This is a genomic window from Streptomyces sp. NPDC088785 (assembly GCF_044750685.1).
In the GTDB taxonomy this organism is placed as follows: domain Bacteria; phylum Actinomycetota; class Actinomycetes; order Streptomycetales; family Streptomycetaceae; genus Streptomyces.
In genome coordinates, this window is the sequence record NZ_JBIVKH010000027.1 from 1 (window position 1) to 18,628 (window position 18,628).

Annotated in this window: 15 protein-coding genes and 1 rRNA gene; 7 read left to right on the top strand and 9 right to left on the bottom strand. The window is 74.6% G+C overall.

The annotated features are described in order from the left end of the window. Positions 1-86: ribosomal RNA gene (gene rrf / locus ACIP5K_RS35535) — 5S ribosomal RNA — on the top strand; the annotation flags it as partial. Positions 87-169: 83 nt separating this feature from the next. Here the strand turns inward: rrf and ACIP5K_RS35540 are convergent. Beyond that, entirely contained in the window at positions 170-775 is a 606-nt protein-coding gene (locus tag ACIP5K_RS35540; RefSeq protein ID WP_401416615.1) for a TetR/AcrR family transcriptional regulator, read from the bottom strand. A gap of 168 nt (positions 776-943) precedes the next feature. On the opposite strand from ACIP5K_RS35540, the gene ACIP5K_RS35545 reads away from it, so the two are divergent. Further along, positions 944-2,626, top strand: a complete 1,683-nt coding sequence (locus ACIP5K_RS35545) for an MFS transporter (RefSeq protein WP_401416618.1) — start codon at positions 944-946, stop codon at positions 2,624-2,626. A 140-nt stretch (positions 2,627-2,766) separates the two neighbouring features. Here ACIP5K_RS35545 and ACIP5K_RS35550 read toward each other — a convergent pair whose 3' ends face one another. From ACIP5K_RS35550 to ACIP5K_RS35560, 3 genes are all read right to left on the bottom strand, one after another. Beyond that, positions 2,767-3,564 carry a maleylpyruvate isomerase family mycothiol-dependent enzyme gene (locus ACIP5K_RS35550; protein WP_401416620.1) on the bottom strand — a complete coding sequence of 266 codons (798 nt, stop codon included), beginning with the start codon at positions 3,562-3,564 and terminating at the stop codon, positions 2,767-2,769. Between the two features lie 29 nt (positions 3,565-3,593). Further along, positions 3,594-4,487: a helix-turn-helix domain-containing protein gene (locus ACIP5K_RS35555; RefSeq protein ID WP_401416622.1), complete on the bottom strand. Its 894-nt coding sequence runs from the start codon at positions 4,485-4,487 to the stop codon at positions 3,594-3,596. Between the two features lie 139 nt (positions 4,488-4,626). Then, positions 4,627-5,394 carry a DeoR/GlpR family DNA-binding transcription regulator gene (locus ACIP5K_RS35560; protein ID WP_401416624.1) on the bottom strand — a complete coding sequence of 256 codons (768 nt, stop codon included), beginning with the start codon at positions 5,392-5,394 and terminating at the stop codon, positions 4,627-4,629. A gap of 49 nt (positions 5,395-5,443) precedes the next feature. Here ACIP5K_RS35560 and ACIP5K_RS35565 point away from each other — a divergent pair, with 49 nt between their 5' ends. Continuing rightward, on the top strand, positions 5,444-6,136 hold the full coding sequence (locus ACIP5K_RS35565) for an NUDIX domain-containing protein (RefSeq protein ID WP_401416626.1): 693 nt from the start codon (positions 5,444-5,446) through the stop codon (positions 6,134-6,136). On the opposite strand, the gene ACIP5K_RS35570 is transcribed toward ACIP5K_RS35565, so the two are convergent. Next, positions 6,126-7,079, bottom strand: coding sequence for an aldo/keto reductase (locus ACIP5K_RS35570; RefSeq protein ID WP_401416629.1), 954 nt, complete (start codon positions 7,077-7,079; stop codon positions 6,126-6,128). The two genes, ACIP5K_RS35565 and ACIP5K_RS35570, sit on opposite strands and share 11 nt — an antisense overlap. 238 nt (positions 7,080-7,317) lie before the next feature. On the opposite strand from ACIP5K_RS35570, the gene ACIP5K_RS35575 reads away from it, so the two are divergent. From ACIP5K_RS35575 to ACIP5K_RS35585, 3 genes are all read left to right on the top strand, one after another. Next, entirely contained in the window at positions 7,318-7,725 is a 408-nt protein-coding gene (locus ACIP5K_RS35575; RefSeq protein ID WP_401416631.1) for a MerR family transcriptional regulator, read from the top strand. 5 nt (positions 7,726-7,730) lie between these two features. Next, positions 7,731-8,051, top strand: coding sequence for a thioredoxin (gene trxA / locus ACIP5K_RS35580; protein ID WP_401416634.1), 321 nt, complete (start codon positions 7,731-7,733; stop codon positions 8,049-8,051). A gap of 106 nt (positions 8,052-8,157) precedes the next feature. Further along, positions 8,158-10,407: a HelD family protein gene (locus tag ACIP5K_RS35585; protein ID WP_401416637.1), complete on the top strand. Its 2,250-nt coding sequence runs from the start codon at positions 8,158-8,160 to the stop codon at positions 10,405-10,407. Positions 10,408-10,448: 41 nt separating this feature from the next. Here ACIP5K_RS35585 and glgB read toward each other — a convergent pair whose 3' ends face one another. From glgB to ACIP5K_RS35600, 3 genes are all read right to left on the bottom strand, one after another. After that, positions 10,449-12,662 carry a 1,4-alpha-glucan branching enzyme gene (glgB, locus tag ACIP5K_RS35590; protein ID WP_401416639.1) on the bottom strand — a complete coding sequence of 738 codons (2,214 nt, stop codon included), beginning with the start codon at positions 12,660-12,662 and terminating at the stop codon, positions 10,449-10,451. Between the two features lie 127 nt (positions 12,663-12,789). Further along, positions 12,790-14,199 (bottom strand): phosphotransferase, encoded by a 1,410-nt coding sequence (locus tag ACIP5K_RS35595; protein WP_401416642.1) that lies wholly within the window; start codon positions 14,197-14,199, stop codon positions 12,790-12,792. A gap of 268 nt (positions 14,200-14,467) precedes the next feature. Next, complete coding sequence (locus ACIP5K_RS35600; protein WP_401416645.1) at positions 14,468-14,629, bottom strand: hypothetical protein; 162 nt, start codon at positions 14,627-14,629, stop codon at positions 14,468-14,470. 173 nt (positions 14,630-14,802) lie between these two features. Between ACIP5K_RS35600 and ACIP5K_RS35605 the strand changes: the two genes are divergently transcribed. Continuing rightward, a complete protein-coding gene (locus ACIP5K_RS35605) occupies positions 14,803-18,285 on the top strand; it encodes a helix-turn-helix domain-containing protein (protein ID WP_401416647.1) in 3,483 nt (1,160 codons plus the stop codon). Here the strand turns inward: ACIP5K_RS35605 and ACIP5K_RS35610 are convergent. After that, on the bottom strand, positions 18,260-18,628 hold a 369-nt coding region (locus tag ACIP5K_RS35610; RefSeq protein ID WP_401416649.1), incomplete at its 5' end, for an alpha-glucosidase C-terminal domain-containing protein. The genes ACIP5K_RS35605 and ACIP5K_RS35610 overlap by 26 nt on opposite strands.

Consider the following 18,628-nt stretch of genomic DNA (forward strand, 5'->3'; position numbering starts at 1 on the left):
GTTACATTCCGAACCCGGAAGCTAAGCCTTACAGCGCCGATGGTACTGCAGGGGGGACCCTGTGGGAGAGTAGGACGCCGCCGAACAAATTTTGAGGAAAACCCCCGTGCCAATGGCACGGGGGTTTTCTGCGTTTTAGGGGCGGAATTCAGAAGGCGCTGTCCACAACTCAGGCCGTCGCGGCCAGGCGCTGTGCTTCCTTCGTCGGGTAGCCGGCCGACGACAGGACCGCCACGACCGCCGCGCGGCCCGCCTCCGCCGCCGGGAGCACACCCTCATTGACCGCCTCCATCAGGCCGAACAACACCTGCTCGTGCACATGCGCCAACGCCTCGGCGGGCAACGGCGAGTCGAACTGGCCGCTCTCCAGGGCCCGTTGGAGAAGCTCCGCGCAGGCCTCACGGACCGGGGTCAGCCGCGCCCTGATGCCCTCCACCGTGACGCTGCGCTGAGCGAGATGCACCAGCAGGCGGTAGCGGTCCGCGATCGGCCAGATCGCCAGGATCGAACGGGCCACCGCCTCCGCCGGATCGGCGATCCCCTCACGGCCGGCCCGATGCGCCTCCGCCACCGCCTGCGCCGCATCGTCCACCAGCGCCTCGATCAGCGCGTCCCGGCTCGGGAAATGGCCGTACACCGTGCGGCGCACGACCCCCGCCGCACGGGCGATCTGGTCCATCGACGCATCAGGGTCGCGCAACAGCTCCACCAGCGCGTCATCCAGGATGCGGCGGCGATTGGCGTCGGCTCGTACGGAGGCGGAGGCGGGAGTCACGCGTTCATTGTGCCTGGGCGCCGCCCCGGCCCGGCATGCGCCCGTCGCCACCCCACCGTTTTGCACAGCGCTGTGCAACCACGTAGATTGCACACCACTGTGTAATTGCACAGGCGTGTGCAAGACGGGCGCGTCTGTGCTGTCCTGCCTCTGGAGGGGTTCCGCGTCATGCGCCTCGTCATGAACGAGCCGGTCGACACCATGGACCGGCCGTACGCCCGCCGCTGGTGGGCGCTGCTCGTGCTCTGCCTGAGCCTGCTGATCATCGTGATGGCCAACACGGCGCTCACGGTCGCGGCGCCCGACATGACCCAGGACCTGGGTCTGAGCAGCGCCGATCTGCAATGGGTCATCGACGGCTACACCGTGCCGTACGCGGCGCTGATGCTGCTGCTCGGTGCCATCGGCGACAAGTACAGCCGGCGCGGAGCGCTGCTGCTGGGGCTCGTCGTGTTCGGCGGCGGAGCCGTCGCCGGGTCGCTCGTCGACAGTTCCGCCGGGGTCATCGCCGCGCGGGCCGTGATGGGGGTCGGCGCCGCGATGATCATGCCGGCGACGCTGTCGCTGCTGGCCGCCACGTTTCCGCGCGCCGAGCGGGCCAAGGCGATCGTGCTGTGGACGGCGACGGCCGGACTCGCCATCGCCGCCGGGCCGTTGGTCGCCGGTGCGCTGTTGCGCGACCACGGCTGGGCGTCCACGTTCCTGATCAACGTGCCGGTCGCCGTCGTCGCGATCGTCGGTGCGCTCGTCCTCGTACCGCCGTCCAGGGCCGAACGGCACGGGCGGATCGACTACGTCGGCGGAGTGCTGTCCGTGGTGTGGGTCGGCGCGCTCGTCTACATGATCATCGAGGGGCCGCACTTCGGCTGGGGCGTCAAGGCCGTGACCGCCGCCGTGGTGGCCGGCGCGGCGCTGGTGGCGTTCGTGCTGTGGGAGCTGCGGCATCCGCGGCCGGTGCTGGACGTGCGCCGGTTCGCGGGCCGGCGGTTCGCCGGGTCGAACCTCGCCGTCGCGCTCTTCTTCCTCGCGGTGTTCGGAGCCTTCTACTTCCTCACGCAGGATCTTCAGTTCGTGCTCGGGTACGACGCGTGGGAGACCGGTGTGCGGATGCTGCCGCTGGCCGGTGCCGTGTTCGTCGGGTCGGCGCTCACCGGGTACCTCACGCCGCGCCTCGGGATGCGGGTCACCGTGACCGCCGGGATGGTCGGCGGGACGGTGGCGCTCGCGCTGCTCACCCGGATCGACGCCGGGTCCGCGTACGGGGACTTCGTGCCGCCGCTGGTCATCCTCGGGCTCGCCATCGGGCTCGCCCTGTCGCCGTGCACGGACGCGATCATGGGGGCGTTCCCGGAGAGTGAGCTGGGGGTGGGCGGCGCCGTGAACGACACCTCGCTGGAGCTGGGCGGGTCGCTCGGCATCGCCATCCTCGGGTCGGTGCTCGCCGGGTCGTACTCCTCGCACCTCGCCGACGCCGCCGGGGGGACCAAGCTGCCCGCGAACGCGCTGTCCACGGCGCAGGACTCCGTCGGTGCCGGGTACGCCGTCGCGCAGCGGATCGGGGAGCAGGCGCAGCAGCTCGCCGAGAAGGCGCGGGGGGCCGGGGATCCGCAGCAGGCCGCGCAGTGGAAGGCGCAGGCCGGGCAGCTCGGGGACGGTGCGCGGGAGATGGCGGATGCCGTGGGGGCGGCGTTCTCCGATGCCGTCGCGCATACGAGTGTGGTCGGGGCCGTGGTTCTCGGGGTCGGGACCGTCGTGGTGGGGGTGTTGTTGCCCGGGCGGGGTGCTCGGGGCGATGAGGGGAGCGGGAATGCCGGGAATGACGGGGGTGTCGGGGGTGTCGGGGGCGAGTAGGGGCTGAGTCCCGGGCGGGGTGCGTCGGTGGGCGCGGGGTGGGGCGCGGCTGGTCGCGTGGTTTCCCGCGCCCCTCGGTCGTTCTCCGGCGGTGCGGCCGGTGGGCGCTTCCCGCGCGGTTCCTCGCGCCCCTCGGGGTGTTACTGGGTGGCGGTGGTCAGGCAGGTGTGGAGGGTGGTCAGGGTCTGCTGGTCGCCCGACGTGGTGATCCGGGGCGGGGCCGACGGGGTGCGGCGGTTCCACAGGTGGCGCAGGAGGGGGGACGGGGGTGCGGACAGGGTGAGGTCCGCGGGGGTGTCGCCCAGGGCGTCCTCGACCGCGAAGCGGGACGGGCCCGTGGTGATGCGCCAGGCCGCCGCCTTGGTGCCGACGGCGTGGATGTCGATGGTGCGGCCGGGGGAGCCGTCGAGGGCCTCGGTGAACGCGTCGGGCCATTCCTCGACGGCGAACGCCGTGAACACCTTCAGGAGTTCGTCGATGCCGTCGACCGCCAGGTCCTCCGGGACCGGGGCGACCTCCTGGCCGGCGGCCAGCTCGGCGTCGATCCGGTGGATCACCGTCTCCTGCGCCATCCGGCGGATCCAGAAGCCGACCGTCCGGTCCGGTGTGTACCAGCCGCCCGCCGGGTCCCCGGGGTCCCGGGTCGTCAGCTCCGTGCGCAGATCGGCGTACGCGCGGTCCAGGAGCGCGAACGGCTCGGCGTCCTCCGTGCCCTTGGGCGGCCACTCGGACTCCGCGCCCTCACGGATCGCGTGCGTCTTGTCCACGTAGACCTGGGCGACGTGCCGGACCAGGTCGGTGACGGTCCAGTCGGGGCAGCTCGGCACCACCGCGGCCGGGTCGGCGGCGGTGGCGACCGCGCGCAGACGGGCGAAGTCGTCGGCCAGACGGTCGAGATACCGCGCGGTCGACAGAGGGGCGCGTACGTCATGAGTCATGGCGTCAACGTAGCGGGCCCCACCGACAATCAGCCTCCCTGCCGCTCGCGCTCCACCGGGAGCCACAGTTCGGCCTCCGCCGTCGGGCCGTCCGGGGACGGCGTGAGACGGACGCGCAGCAGCTCGGGGCCCGGGCGGGTGCGGTACGGGTTGGACGGGAACCACTCCGTGTAGACGTCGCTCCACAGGCGCTGGACGGCCTCCGGCGCCGGGCCCGACGTCGTGAACACCGCCCAGGTGCCGGCCGGGACCGCCAGCGCGGGCAGGTCCGCCGGGGCCGGGGTGCCCGCGGGGACCACCACCGCCTGGTAGTAGTCGAGTTCGCTGCCCTCGGCGCGGCCGGGGTCGAGGTCGTCGCAGACCGCGAGGACGCCCCGCGGTTCGGCGCCGGCCCGCTCCGCCAGGCTCTCCAGCCCGGCCAGGACCCCGCGGTCGATGCCGCGGACGAACTCCTCGATCGCCGTGTTCGGCCCCAAGTACACCAACGGGACCCGTGCCTTGGGCCCGACGACCGTGAACTCCGGGCGGTCCACCACTCGGTACCGCATGCTGCTGCTCCCTTCGACGGTGAGCCGGAAGGTGAGCCGGGGCTGCGAGACGAGCGCGGCGCCCGTCCTGCGGGCCTCGCCGGGGCCGATGCCGTGCAGGGCGCGGAACGCGCGGGCGAACGCCTCGCCCGACCCGTACCCGTACCGCACGGCGATCGTCAGCAGCGGCTCCCGGCCCGCGAGCACGTCGGCGCCCGCGACGGTGAGCCGGCGGCGGCGCACGTACTCCGACAGCGGCATCCCGGCGAGCGCCGAGAACATCCGCCGCAGGTGGTACTCGGACGTGGCCGCGATCCGGGCCAGCTCCGCCACGTCGAGGTCCCGGTCGAGCCGCTCCTCGATCCGGTCCATGGCCTGGTTGAGGCGGTCCAGCACCCCGGGGCTCCTTCCTGGTCGGCCGGGCTCCTCTGCGGCCCGGCCCGCTCGTTCCCCACGCTAGGAGCCCGCGGGGGCGCCCGGCCCGACATCCTGTGCCCGATCCGGTCGGGCCGGGCGCGCGTCGAGGCGTCGGGTCTCAGGCCGGCAGGACCCGGACGCCGCGTGCCGTGAGCTGTCCGACCAGCGGGCCGAGCGCCGGATGGCCGGGGTCCGCGTCCGTGATCAGGCCCGTGACGTCCGGCCAGGGGAGCACCCGGTACCGCGACGCCGTGCCGATCTTCTCCGACGACGCGAGGACGTACGTCTCCGCCGCCCGGGCCGCCAGGACGCGCTTCATCGCGGCCTCCTCCGCGTCGCCCGTGGTCAGGCCCGCTTCGGGGTGGACGCCGGTGACACCGATCAGGCACAGGTCGGCCGACACGTTCTGCGCGGCCTCCACCGCCGCCGCCCCGCACGCCACCGCGGAGTGCTTGAAGACGCGGCCGCCCAGCAGGTACAGCTCCGCGCGGGGGTGGTCGAGCAGGGCCGCCGCGACCGTCGGACTGTGGGTGATCACCGTGCACGGCAGGTCCGGCGGGAGCGCGCGGGCGACCGCGAGCGCCGTCGTGCCGCCGTCCAGGATCAGGGCGCTGTCCGGCCGCACCAGCGCGGCGGCCACCGCCGCGACCCGCCGCTTGCCGTCGGGCGCGACCGTCGTCCGCGTCGCGTAGTCGGCGACCGCGGGGGAGGCGGGGAGCGCACCGCCGTATACCCGCTGGCAGAGACCGTCGGCGGCGAGGTCGCGCAGGTCGCGGCGCACGCTGTCCTCGGAGATGCCCAGGTCGGCGGCGACGTCCTTCGCGACGATCTTGCCCTCGCGGGCGAGCAGGCCCAGCAGGTGGGCGTGCCGTTCGGCAGCCAGCATCCGTAGTCTCTCCTGTTCTTGCACGTTTCTGCATGTATCGTAGCGCGGCATGGACGATCAGCACCCCACGCCGCGCGCCGGGCGCCCCGGCGTCGACGTACCCGACCACCGCGGCCGCACCGGACTCGACCGTGCCGGGCGCGGCCTCGACCGCAACCCCGGCGTCGTCGTCCGGGACGTCGAGCTGACCTCGGCCGGCTGGCACGTGCTGCGCCGCACGACCTTCGACTACCGGCGCCGCGACGGGCGGTGGGAGACGCAGCAGCGCGAGACGTACGACCGGGGCGACGGCGCGGTCGTCCTGCCGTACGACGCCGGGCGCGGCCGGGTCCTGCTCACCCGGCAGTTCCGCTACCCGGCCTACGTCAACGGCCACCCGGACGGCATGCTCGTCGAGGCGGCGGCCGGGCTGCTCGACGGCGACGACCCGCTCGCGGCCGTCCGGCGGGAGTGCGCCGAGGAGCTGGGGGTCGCCCTCGGAGCCCTCACGCCCGTCGCCGAGCTCTACATGAGCCCCGGCTCGGTCACCGAGCGGCTGCACTTCTACGCGGCGCCCTACACCCCGGCCGACCGCACCGGCGCCGGTGGCGGCCTCGCCGAGGAGGGCGAGGACATCGAGGTCGTCGAGCTGCCCTTCGCCGAGGCCCTCGCCATGGTCCGCGACGGCCGCATCGCCGACGGCAAGACCGTCCTGCTGCTGCAATGGGCCGCGCTCGACGGGCCGTTCGCCGTCAGCCGGTGACGGCGCCCAGGGCCCGTACCTCCCGCGGAGCGAGCCGGATCGTGCCCGCCGCCACGTTCTGGGCGACGTGCTCGGGGTCGCCCGTGCCGGGGATGGCCAGGACGTGCGCGCCCTGGTGCAGGGTCCACGCCAGACGGATCTGGGCCGGGGTCGCGCCGTGGGCGGCGGCGACCTCCGCGAGCGCGGCGACGGCGGCCGTGTTCGCGGCCGCCCCCGCGTGCCCGCCGCCGCCCGCGATCGCGAAGAACGGCACGAACGCGATGCCCGACTCCGCGCACGCGCGCAGCAGTTCGGCGTCGCCGGGGCGGGTGTGGCCGAGGCCGAACGGGTTCTGCACGCACACCACCGATGCCTCCCCGCGCGCCGCGGCGAGCGCCGGCAGGTCCACGCCCGACACCCCGATGTGCCGGATCAGGCCCGCCCGCCGCATCCCCGCCAGCTCACCCACGTACTCCGCGATGTGCGGTGCGGTGCGTTCGCTCACCCGCAGGGTGACGACGTCGAGGTGGTCGCGGCCCAGCTGGCGCAGGTTCTCCTCGACGTCGCCGCGCAGCTCGTCGGGGCGGGCCCACCGCGCCCAGGCGCCGGAGCGGTCGCGGCGCGGGCCGACCTTGGTGGCGATGACCAGGTCGTCGGGGTAGGGGGCGAGGGCGGCGGCGATCAGTTCGTTGGCCGAGCGGCGGGCCGAGAAGTAGAAGGCGGCCGTGTCGATGTGGTTCACGCCCAGCTCGACGGCGCGGCGCAGCACGCGGATCGACCGGGCGCGGTCGGCGACGGACCCGTTGTCGAAGGCGACGGGGCCCGGGAGCCGCAGCGCGCCGAGTCCGATCCGGCGGACCGGGAGGTCGCCGAGGAGCCAGGTGCCGGAGCCGGTGCCGGTGCCGGTGCCGGTGCCGGTGCCGTCGTGAAGGGTGCTTTCGTGAAGGGTGCTGTCGTCGGGCATGTCTCTCCTGGGTGGTAGTGCGGGGTGGGTGAGCGGGTCGGTGAGCGGGTGTGGTCGGGTGCGGGCCGGGCCGCTCCCGACGCCGGGCAGGTGCCGGGGGCGTGCTGCGCGTAGCTCTTCGCGGGCCTGTCGGGCATGGCTGCGCGCCGCGGGTTCGTGGGGTGCTCCGGGGCGCGGGGCGGATTCCGCGGCGGGCGGGCTGGCCTTGACGCCGGGGTCAACGTCTACCGTCGCAGGCATGCGCATCGGAGAGCTCGCGGACCGCGCCGGGGTGACCACGCGGACGCTCAGGTACTACGAGTCGCGCGGGCTGCTGCCCGCGCGGCGCGGCGGCAACGGCTACCGGACCTACGACGAGGACGACCTGCGGGCCCTGCGGCAGATCCGCACGCTCCAGGACTTCGGCTTCGACCTGGAGGAGACCCGGCCGTTCGTGGAGTGTCTGCGGGCCGGACACCCCGAGGGCGACTCCTGTCCGGCGTCGCTCGCCGTGTACCGCGACAAGCTCGCCCAACTCGATGCGCTGATCAGTGAGTTGAGTGCTGTACGGACGACGGTCGGCGCGCAGCTGGCGCGCGCCGAGCAGGCGATGCGGGCGCTGGCGACGGAGGACGACTCCGCGCCGCGCTGCGAACTGAGGGAGTGAACACGATGGCTTTCCGTGAAGTGACCGATGCCGACTTCGACGAGCAGGTCGTCCGGTCCGGCCGGCCGGTGCTCGTGGAGTTCACCGCCGAGTGGTGCGGGCCGTGCAGGCAGCTGGCCCCGGTGCTGCGCGCCGTGGCCGAGGAGGAGCGGGAGCGGCTGGACGTCGTCGCGATCGACGTCGACGCCAATCCGGGGACGGCCGTGAAGTACGGCGTGCTGTCCATGCCGACGCTGATGGTCTTCAAGGACGGCGAGCCCGTGTGGTCCCGGGTGGGCGCCCGGCCGAAGCGGCGCCTGCTGGAGGAATTGTCCGAAGCCCTCTGAATCCCTGAGCGATTCCCCGGGTGTATATTCGGTGTTTCTGTGTGCCCACAGAAAAGGCCCCTCGCAAGGGGCCAACTAAACACACCGTACCGGGCAGGGAGCAGTTTTGTCAAGCCGGGAATCCGCCGTATCCGAGAAGGAACTCCAAAAGGAACAGGAATTCATCGACCGGCTCTATGCGCGCGTCGACGCGCTGCGCGGCGAGACCGCCGACTCGGTCACGAACGCCCTGACGCCCGTCGGCACCGGCCAGCAGGCCCGCCTGGAGCGGGACCTGCTGCTCGTGGAGCGCTCCGGGCTGCTCGCCGCGCTGAACGCGGTCGACGGCTCGCTCTGCTTCGGCCGGATCGATCTCACGGACGGCGTCGCGCACCACATCGGGCGTATCGGAATTCGCGAGGACGACACCGAGCACACGCCGATTCTCATCGACTGGCGCGCGCCGGTGGCCCGCCCCTTCTATCTCGCCACCGGGCACACGCCGATGGGGCTGCGCCGGCGCCGCCACCTCACCACCGAGGGGCGGACCGTCACCGAACTGCATGACGAGATCCTCGATCTCGGCGACGACGAACGCACCGGTTTCGAGGACCCGTCCGGTGACGCCGTGCTGCTCGCCGCGCTGAATTCCGCCCGCACCGGCCGCATGGGCGACATCGTGCAGACCATCCAGGCCGAGCAGGACCGGATCATCCGCCACGACCACCGGGGTGTGCTGGTGGTCGAGGGCGGTCCGGGCACCGGCAAGACCGCCGTCGCCCTGCACCGCGCCGCCTTCCTGCTGTACGAGCACCGGGAGCTGCTCGCCAAGCGGGCCGTGCTGATCGTCGGCCCCAACCCGGCGTTCCTCTCCTACATCTCCGAGGTGCTGCCCTCGCTCGGCGAGACCGGTGTGCTGCTCGCGACCGTCGGCGAGCTGTTCCCCGGGGTGCACGCCACCGCCGCCGACGCGCCCCGGGCCGCCGCGGTGAAGGGCGCCGCCGCGATGGCCGACGCCCTCGCGCTCGCCGTGCGCGACCGCCAGCAGCTGCCCGAGCCCGGCGCGCCCCTGGTGATCCGGCACGACGACGGCGACCTGATCCTCGACTGGGAGATCGCCTACGAGGCCCGGCAGACCGCCCGGGACACCCTGCTCCCGCACAACCTGGCCCGCCCGTACTTCGCCTTCGGCATCCTCGACGCGCTCACCGCCCAGCTCGCCGAGCGGATCGGCGCCGACCCGTACGGCGGCCCGAACTTCCTCGGCGCCGACGACCTCGCCCAGCTCGGCAAGGGCGTCGCCGGGAGCGCCGACGTGCACGCCGCGATCGCGGACCTGTGGCCGCGGCTCACGCCGGAGGACTTCGTCGCGGACTTCCTCGCCGACCCCGTCCACCTGCCCGACGACGCGGCCGCCGCCATCCGCCGTGAGGTCACCGGACCTGCCGACTGGACCCCCGCCGACGTGCCGCTCCTCGACGAGGCCGCCGAGCTGCTCGGGCACGACGACTCCGCCGAGCGGGCCGCCGCCGAGGCCGCCCGGCAGGAGCGCATCGCGTACGCGCAGGGCGTCCTGGACCTGTCCAAGGGCTCCGAGTCCTACGAGTTCGAGGACGAGGACGAGTCGGAGGTGCTGGCCGCGCACGACATCGTGGACGCGGACCGGGTCGCCGACTGGTACGAGGAGGAGGACCACCGCAGCGCCGCCGAGCGGGCCGCCGCCGACCGCACCTGGGCGTTCGGCCACATCATCGTCGACGAGGCGCAGGAGCTGAGCCCGATGGCGTGGCGGCTGCTGATGCGCCGCTCGCCCACCCGGTCCATGACGCTGGTCGGCGACCCCGTGCAGACCAGCGAGGAGGCCGGGGTGGGCTCCTGGGCGGACATCCTCGGCCCGTACGTCGAGGACCGCTTCGAGCACACCCGGCTCGGCGTCAACTACCGCACGCCGAGCGAGATCATGGAGCTGGCGGCGGCCGTGGTCCGCGCCGAGCACCCCGAGTTCGAGCCGCCGTCGTCCGTCCGCTCGACGGGTGTGCGCCCCTGGGTGCGGGCCACCGACGACCTGCCCGCGGCCGTCGCCGCCGCGGTCGCCGAACTCGCCCCGGACGAGGGCCGGCTGGCCGTCATCGCCCCGCGCGACCTGCACGCCGCCCTCGCGGCGGAGGTGCCCGGCATGACGGCGGGCGGCGCCCCCGACCTGACGCACACGGTCGTGCTGCTCGACCCGCGGCAGGCCAAGGGCCTGGAGTTCGACTCGGTGCTCGTCGTCGAGCCGGGCCGGTACGGGACCAGCGACCTGTACGTGGCGCTGACCCGGGCCACCCAGCGGCTCGGCGTGCTGCACACCGGCGAGGCGCCCGCCGCGCTCCGCTAGCGGAGCGCGGCCGGGGGCCGGCCCGGTGCGGCGGGGGAGCGTCAGGCCGGGCGGTACCACACGGTGGCGAGCGGCGGCAGCGTCAGGCGGACGCTGGCCGGCCGGCCGTGCGCGGGGACGTCGTCGGGTTTGACCGGCTCCGGGCTCGTGACGTCACCGCCGCCGTACCGGCCCCGGTCGGTGTTGAGCACCTCCTGCCAGGCGGGCACCGCGTCCGGCACGCCCAGCCGGTACTCGGACCGCACCACCGGCGCGAAGTTGGACACCGCGAGCAGCGGCGAGCCGTCGGCCGCGCGCCGCAGGAACGCGAACACGTTGTCCTCCGCCGCGTCCCCGGCGACCCACTCGAACCCGGCCGGATCGGTGTCCCGCTCCCACAGCGCGGGCGCCTCCCGGTAGACGCCGTTCAGGTCCCGTACGAGGTCGCGGACGCCGCGATGGTCGGCCGCGGCCCCGTACGCCGGATCGAGCAGCCACCAGTCCGGGCCGTGCGCCTCCGACCATTCGGCGCCCTGGGCGAACTCCTGGCCCATGAAGAGCAGCTGCTTGCCGGGGTGCGCCCACATGAAGCCCAAATAGGCGCGGTGGGTGGCGCGTTGCTGCCACCAGTCGCCGGGCATCTTGGAGACCAGGGACCGCTTGCCGTGCACCACCTCGTCGTGCGAGATGGGCAGCACGTAGTTCTCGCTGTACGCGTACACCATCGAGAACGTCATCTCGTTGTGGTGGAACCTGCGGTGCACCGGCTCGTGCTGCACGTAGTCCAGGGAGTCGTGCATCCACCCCATGTTCCACTTCAGCCCGAAGCCGAGCCCGCCGTGGCCGCCGGGGCCGATGTGGTGGGTGGCGCGGGTGACGCCGTCCCAGGCCGTGGACTCCTCGGCGATCGTCACGACGCCGGGGACCCGCCGGTACAGGGTGGCGTTCATCTCCTGGAGGAAGTCGACCGCGTCGAGGTTCTCCCGGCCGCCGAACTGGTTCGGCGTCCACTGCCCCTCCTCGCGCGAGTAGTCCAGGTAGAGCATGGAGGCGACGGCGTCGACGCGCAGCCCGTCGATGTGGAACTCCTCGCACCAGAAAAGGGCGTTGGCCACCAGGAAGTTGCGGACCTCCTTGCGGCCGTAGTCGAATTCGAGGGTGCCCCAGTCCGGGTGCGCGGCGCGCAGCGGGTCCTCGTGCTCGTACAGCGGGCGGCCGTCGAACTCGGCCAGCGCCCAGTCGTCGCGCGGGAAATGGGCGGGCACCCAGTCCATCAGGACGCCGATGCCCGCCTGGTGCAGGGTGTCGATCAGGAACTTGAAGTCGTCGGGGGTGCCCAGGCGGGCGGTCGGGGCGTAGAAGCCGGTGACCTGGTAGCCCCAGGACCCGCCGAACGGGTGCTCCGCCACGGGCAGCAGTTCCACGTGCGTGAAGCCCAGGTCCTTGACGTAGGCGGGCAGTTGCTCGGCGAGCTGGCGGTAGGTGAGGCCGGGGCGCCAGGACGGCAGATGCAGCTCGTAGACCGAGAAGGGGGCCTCGTGCGCGGGGCGGTCCGTGCGCCGCTCCAGCCACTCCTCGTCGTGCCAGGTGTGGTGCGAGGCGTGGATCACGGAGGAGTTGGCAGGGGGCGTCTCCGTGCGGGCGGCCATCGGGTCGGCGCGCAGGGTCTTGCTGCCGTCGGGGCGGGTGATCTCGAACTTGTACAGCTCGCCCTCGCCGACGCCGGGCACGAACAGCTCCCAGACGCCGGTCGCGCCGAGGGAGCGCATGCTGTGGGCCGCGCCGTCCCAGTAGTTGAAGCCGCCGACCACCCGGATGCCGCGCGCGTTCGGCGCCCACACCGTGAAGCGGGTGCCCTCGATGCCCTGGTGGGTCATCGGGCGGGCGCCGAGCGCGGTCCACAGCTGCTCGTGCCGGCCCTCGCCGATCAGGTGCAGGTCGAGCTCGCCGAGCGCGGGGAGCAGGGAGTAGGCGTCCGGCACCGTCTGGGTGGTGTCGGCGTACGCGATCTCCAGCTCGTACGCGGACGGGACCTCGCGGAGCTGGAGCAGGCCCGAGAAGAACCCCGCGCCGTCGTCGTGGAGTTCGGCGTGCAGGCCCTGCGGGGTGCGGACGGCGACCTGCCGGGCGTAGGGCCGCCAGACGCGGAACGCGACGCCGTCGGCGGCCGGGTGGGCGCCCAGCACGCCGTGCGGGTTGTGGTGGGTCGCGGTGAGCAGCCGGTTGCGGTCGTCCTCGGGGACGGGGGACGGGGCGGTGGTCGGGCGGCGGGTCACGGGGTGCGCCTCCTTGGGGGCTTCGCGTGTGCCGGGCGGGCGTGCGGTGGCGGGTGCGGGTCCGGTGGGGCTTCTCGGCGGGCGGGGCGGGGCCGGTCCGCCCGCCGCTCCGCGCGGTCCTGGGGTCCTAGCGGGGCGGTTCCTCCGCGAGGCGGGCCAGCGCCGCCATCGGGACCGGGAGCCAGTCCGGGCGGTGGCGGGCCTCGTACAGGGCCTCGTAGACCGCCTTGTCCGTCTCGTAGGCGCGCAGCAGGACCGGGTCGGTGCGCGGGTCGCTGCCGCTCACCTCCGCGTATCCGGTGCAGTACGCGGCCCGGCAGGCGTCCGACCAGGCCGCGTTCCAGGGGCGGACGCTGCGGGCCGCGTAGTCGAAGGAGCGGAGCATGCCCGCGATGTCGCGGTGCGGCGGGTGCGGCATGCGGCGCTCGGCGAGCGGGCGGGACGGCTCGCCCTCGAAGTCGATGATCCGCCAGGTGCCGTCCGCCTCCCGCAGGCACTGGCCCAGGTGCAGATCGCCGTGCACGCGCTGGGCCCGCCGGGCGCGGCCGTCGGAGGCCAGGTCGTGCAGCGCCGCGAAGGCGGTGCGCAGGGCGGGGACGTGCGCGAGCAGCGCCGGGACCTGCTGGGCCGTCGTCTCCAGGCGGCGGGTCATCGCCGCGGCGAGCTGCTCCGTCTGCATCCGGCTGTACGTGACCGTGGGCAGGGCCCCCGCGAGGGCGGTGTGCACCTCGGCCGTCGCGCGGCCCAGCTGCCGTGCCTCCTCGGTGAAGTCCCGCTCGTTCGTGAGGTGCTTCAGGGCCAGGTCCCAGCCGTCGGCCGCGCCCTTGAGGAACGGCTGGAGGACGCCGAGGGTGGTGGTCTCCCCGGTGTCGCCGCTCCGCGTCTCGAACCAGGCCACCGGCGCGGGCACCCGGTCGCAGCCCGCGCGGGCCAGCGCCAGGGGCAGTTCCAGGTCGGGGTTGGTGCCCGCGACGACCCGGCGGAAGAACTTGGCGATGAGCCGGTCCCCGTACACCACCGAGGAGTTGGACTGCTCCGCCTGCAACGGGCGCGGGACGAGTCCGCGCGGGACCTCGCCGTGCGGGCCGCGGTGGAAGCTGAGGGCGCCGAGGGCGCCGGGTATGCGCAGCCGCTCCAGCAGGACGGACGCCTGGCGCGGGTCCTGGAGGGCCTCGTAGGCGGTGCGGCCGGCGAGCGGGCCGCGGGTGATCGCGCCGATCGTGGCGGCGGAGAGGTGCTGCGGCAGCACCTCGGCGGTGCCGACGAGGAGCTGGTAGCGGTCCCCGGGGCCGTCGTCGGCGGCGGGTGGCTGGTGCGCCCGCACCAGCAGGTGCAGCAGCGCCGCGCCGGGCAGCAGCGGGGTGACGGATTCGAGGGTGAAGCCGCTGACCGGACGGCCCTTGCCCGCGAACCAGCGCTGGCGCGGCAGCCAGGCGCGCAGCAGCGGTTCCAGGGACGGGAGGAGGGCGGCGGGATCGTCCGCCGCGACGGCGGTGGGCTGGGCGGGAGCGGCGGGCCGGCCTGCGGCTTCCGACATGGCGTCGCGTCCTTTCCCCGGTCCGGGAACGCTCGACGACGGTGTGCGCGGTCCCGGGTGCCGAGATGCTGTCCTGAGCTGGTCCAGAGGGGGACGTGCCGAGCGTGCGGGGGCGGTGCGTGCGCGGTCCGCGGCGCGGGCCGGGACCGCGCGGCGCTGCCTGTCCCGCACGGTATTCGTGGAGAGTGCCCCGGGCGCGCGGACAGAAACCGGAAGGGGCGGGTTCTTGGACATTCCTGGTGCCGCGCGGTCCCGGCGTCCGCACGGGTCACCGGCGCCGGGGCGGGCGCAGCGCGTCGACGAGGATGCGCACCACGCGCTCCGCCGCGCGGCGGCGGGCCGGCTTGCCGGACCACACGGCGGGGAGCACCACCGCGGCGAGCAGCAGGTACACCGACAGGGGCAGGAGCAGGGCGAGTCGACCGGGCACGGGGGCCTCCGTGATCGTGGGGCGGAAGGTGTCGGGTTCCACCGTCGCGGGGCGCGGACCGGTGCGCCGGAACCGCCGGACTGCGCCGAATCGGGGGCGGAGTGCGCAGGTCGGCGCCTAGGCTTCGCACTGCGCGCCGTAGCGGACCGAAGACGGCGAGAGGGAGCGGGGCGGTGCCAGAGGCGACACGCGGCGGGCCGGTGCCCGGGGCGACACCCGGCGGGCCGGTGCCCGAGTTCTGCGCCCGGCTCCGCGCCCTGGTCGTGGCGTCGGGGCTCCAGCAGAACCGGGTGGCGAGCCGGGTCGGCAAGTCGCCCGCGGCCCTCTCCGACCTGCTGCGCGGCCGGGTGGCCCGCCCGCCGGCCTGGGACGACGTACGGCGCATCGTCGAGTGCTGCGCCGCCGCACGCGAGGCGGGGCCCCGGGCGGTCGCGGCCGAGGTCGACGCCTGGCGCCATCTGCACGGGCGGCTCGTCGAGGTGTACGAGGCGCTGCGCAGGCTCGATCCACCGCCCGCCCCGCCCTCCGGCACCCGTACCGGCACCGGGGGCGGCCCCGATCCCGCGGCCCCCTTCCGCGTCGATCCCCGCTCCGTCCCGTCGGCGTCCGGGACCGACTGGGCCCCGTGCCTGTTCCTGCTGGCCGGCGCGGGCGACTACCCGGTGCACTTACCGGACCTGCTCGACATCGACGGCGACGAGGCGTTCCTGCTCGGGCTGCGCGACGTGGGCCACCAGGTGCTCGACGGGTTCGCCGAGCGCGTCCGGGGCGCCGACCGGCCGAGCCGCACGGTCGTCTGCCACGCCGCGCTCGCGCTGACCCCGCTGATCGCACTGCTCGACGTCCTCTGCGGGGACCGGCCGTGGCACCGCCCGGCGCCGGACCCGGGGACGGGCCGGGAGCCCCACTGGCTCGGCCGCGTCGACGAGTTCGTCAAGAGGACCACCTTCGGCGCCGCTCCCGACGACTCCCGGACGCCGCCCGAACAGGCCGCCCTCACCAGCCGGTGCCGCCGGGCCCTCGCCGGCCGCCTGCCCGGCCTCGACCAGGACGCGGCGGCCCGCGCACTGGCCGACCTCGTCGGCGAACTGGCCCGAGAAGAACCGGAGTTGTGGCTGCTCGCCGGACAGTGGCGGCAGCTCCCGCCGGCGACCGGGACCGCCCTCGGCGGACTCGCCGCCGCCCTCACCCCCGGCACGGGCCTGCCGTACGCCTCCGACGCGGCCCGGACCCTGGCGGCCGGGCCCGCGAGGGAGCTGGACCGGCCCCTGGTCGCGGGCGTCGAGGGCGCGGACGGCGCCGACCGCGGCACGGACGGGCCCCCGGCCCGCCTGGTCGTGCCGCGCCTCGACACCGGCTACGTCGACCCCGCCGCCCGCTGGGCCGTCCTGCACGAGGACGCCGCGCCTTACGCCGACAGCTGGTGGTCCGCCCGGCCCGCCGACGTGCCGCTCGCGACCCGGCTCGCCGCCCACTTCGGATCGGTGGCCGCGCTCCAGGTGCCGCTCCTCGTCCTCGGCCACCCCGGCGCCGGCAAGTCGCTGCTCACCCGCGTCGTCATGGCCCGCCTGCCCGCCACCGACTTCCTGCCGGTCCGGGTGGAACTGCGCTCCGTCGCGGCGGACGCGCCCGTCCAGCGCCAGATCGAGGAGGCGCTGCGCGAGCGGCTCGGCGAACCCCTCGGCTGGCCGGAGCTGGTGCGCGGGGCGCCCGGCCGGATCCCGGTCGTGCTGCTCGACGGCTTCGACGAACTGGTGCAGGCGGCGGAGACCGACTACTGGGGCTATCTGCGCCAGGTCGCCGAGTTCCAGGAGCGCGAGGCCGCCGCGGGCCGCCCGGTCGCGGTCGTCGTCACCAGCCGGACCGTCGTCATGCACCGCGTCCAGATCCCCGACGGCACCCGCGCGCTGTGCCTCGAACCCTTCGACGAGGAGCGCAGGGCCCGCTGGCTGAGCGCGTGGAACGACGCGAACCGCGACTACTTCACCGCCTGCCGGCTGCGGCCCCTCGAACCGGCCGCCCTGGCCGGCCGCCTCGAACTCGCCTCCCAGCCGCTGCTGTTGCTGCTCCTCGCGCTCTACGACTCGGTGGACAACGGACTCGCCCGCGCCCAGGAGAACCGGGCCAGCGGCGCGGAGCTGTTCGAACAGCTGCTGCTCGGGTTCCTGCGGCGCCAGGTGCGCAAGCGGCACGCCCGCGAACAGGAGCCCGAGGTGGTGTCCGGCGAGGCGGAGCGGGAGATCGCCCGGCTCGGCGTCGTCGCGCTCGCCATGTTCAACCGCGGGCAGCAGAGCGTCGGCGCCGACCAGGTGGAGCAGGACGCGCGGACCCTGCTCGGCCCGGACGCCGACTGGGCCGACGACCGCGCCTTCGGCCGGTTCTTCTTCATCCACGAGGCGCAGGCGCGGGTCGGCGGACGACGCAGGCGCACCTACGAGTTCCTGCACGCCACCTTCAGCGAGTACCTGGTCGCCCGCAGCGTCTGGCGCAGCCTGCTGGCCGCCTCCACCCCGCCCGCGCCGCACGCCCCGCGGCCCCTGCCCCTCGCCGACCTGCTCTCCTTCGCCCTGCTCACCGACCGGGGCCAGGTCGTCGAGCGGCTCAAGGAGATGTGCGCGGAGGCCGGGCCCGACGGACGCCGGGCGCCCGCGGAGACGATCCCCGGGCTGCTCGTCGAGGCGCTCCGGACCCTGCCGCCCGCGGTTGCGGACTACGCGCCCAAGAACGTGCCGCCGCTGACCCGGCTCGCCCACCGCACGGCCAACCTCGTGCTGCTCCACACCATGATCGTTCCCGGGGTCGAGGTCTCCGCCCTGCTGCGCACCGACGACGCGCCCACGGCCTGGCGCCGGCTGACCGGGCTGTGGGAGTCACAGCTCGACGACAGGTCCTGGGACGACCTGACCCGCCACCTCGTGGCGCACCGCACCTGGAGCACCCCGCCGGGAACGCCGGGCGAGCCCCGGCGGGACGTCCGGCTGTGGTGGGCCGAGGACCCGGCCCGGCTCGGCACGGCGGGGCCCGAATGGTTCGCGCCGGAGATGCGCGACAAGGGCGCGGCCGGTGAGGGGCTCGCCCGGCGGGCCGCGTTCGGCGGCGGCCTCGACCAGCAGCTGCTGCTGCGCGGGGACGGGGCCCTGCCCTACCGGGTCGGCCAGGTCTGGGACACGGGCGCGCGGCACGTGGCGGAATCGGGGCGCAGCCGCGAGCCCGGCGACCGCATGCTGGCCGCGCTCGTGGCGCTGATGACGCCCGGCCACCTCGCGTCGGGCGGCGGCGCGACCGCCCCGCACACCGCCTGCCTCCAGGCGCTGACCACCTCGGCCGCGTCCCGGACGACCCAGCACCTCGTCCTGTGGGCCGTCGCGGCCGCGCTGGTCCGGGACCTGCCCTGGGTGGAGACGCGGGAGGCGTGCGCCCTGATCCGGGACACCGCGCAGTGGGGCGACCGGCTGCGGGCCGACGAGGAGGTGCTGGGCACCCTGGCCCTGGCGGTGCGCGAACTGCACCGCCGCGCCGACCTGCCGCAGCAGGAGGCCCTCTACCTGGACTCGCTGGCGACCCGCCTGTCGCGGGACGCCGGGGCGCGCCTGCCGCGCGCCGCCGGCCGTACCGCTCAGCAGGACGGCGTCACATCCCGTCCGTCCGCAACCTGAACCAGTAGAACCCGTGCCCCGCCAGCGTCAGCAGGTACGGCAGCTCGCCGATCGCCGGGAAGCGCACCCCGCCGATCAGCTCCACCGGATGCCGGCCGCTGAACGCCTGGAGGTCCAGCTCCGTGGGCTGCGCGAAGCGGGAGAAGTTGTGCACGCACAGCACCAGGTCGTCGCCGTCCTCCCCGGTCGAGGGCAGCTCGCGCAGGAACGCGATCACCGCCGGGTTCGACGACGGCAGTTCGGTGTACGAGCCGAGGCCGAAGGCGGGGTTCTGCTTGCGGATCTCGATCATGCGGCGGGTCCAGTGCAGCAGCGAGGAGGGCGACGACATGGACGCCTCGAC

Bases quoted from the DNA above. Each gene is read 5' to 3' on its own strand.
- ACIP5K_RS35545 (WP_401416618.1), top strand. From the start codon at position 944: ATGCGCCTCGTCATGAACGAGCCGGTCGACACCATGGACCGGCCGTAC.
- ACIP5K_RS35550 (WP_401416620.1), bottom strand. From the start codon at position 3,564: ATGACTCATGACGTACGCGCCCCTCTGTCGACCGCGCGGTATCTCGAC.
- ACIP5K_RS35560 (WP_401416624.1), bottom strand. From the start codon at position 5,394: ATGCTGGCTGCCGAACGGCACGCCCACCTGCTGGGCCTGCTCGCCCGC.
- ACIP5K_RS35565 (WP_401416626.1), top strand. From the start codon at position 5,444: ATGGACGATCAGCACCCCACGCCGCGCGCCGGGCGCCCCGGCGTCGAC.
- ACIP5K_RS35570 (WP_401416629.1), bottom strand. From the start codon at position 7,079: ATGCCCGACGACAGCACCCTTCACGAAAGCACCCTTCACGACGGCACC.
- ACIP5K_RS35575 (WP_401416631.1), top strand. From the start codon at position 7,318: ATGCGCATCGGAGAGCTCGCGGACCGCGCCGGGGTGACCACGCGGACG.
- trxA (WP_401416634.1), top strand. From the start codon at position 7,731: ATGGCTTTCCGTGAAGTGACCGATGCCGACTTCGACGAGCAGGTCGTC.
- ACIP5K_RS35595 (WP_401416642.1), bottom strand. From the start codon at position 14,199: ATGTCGGAAGCCGCAGGCCGGCCCGCCGCTCCCGCCCAGCCCACCGCC.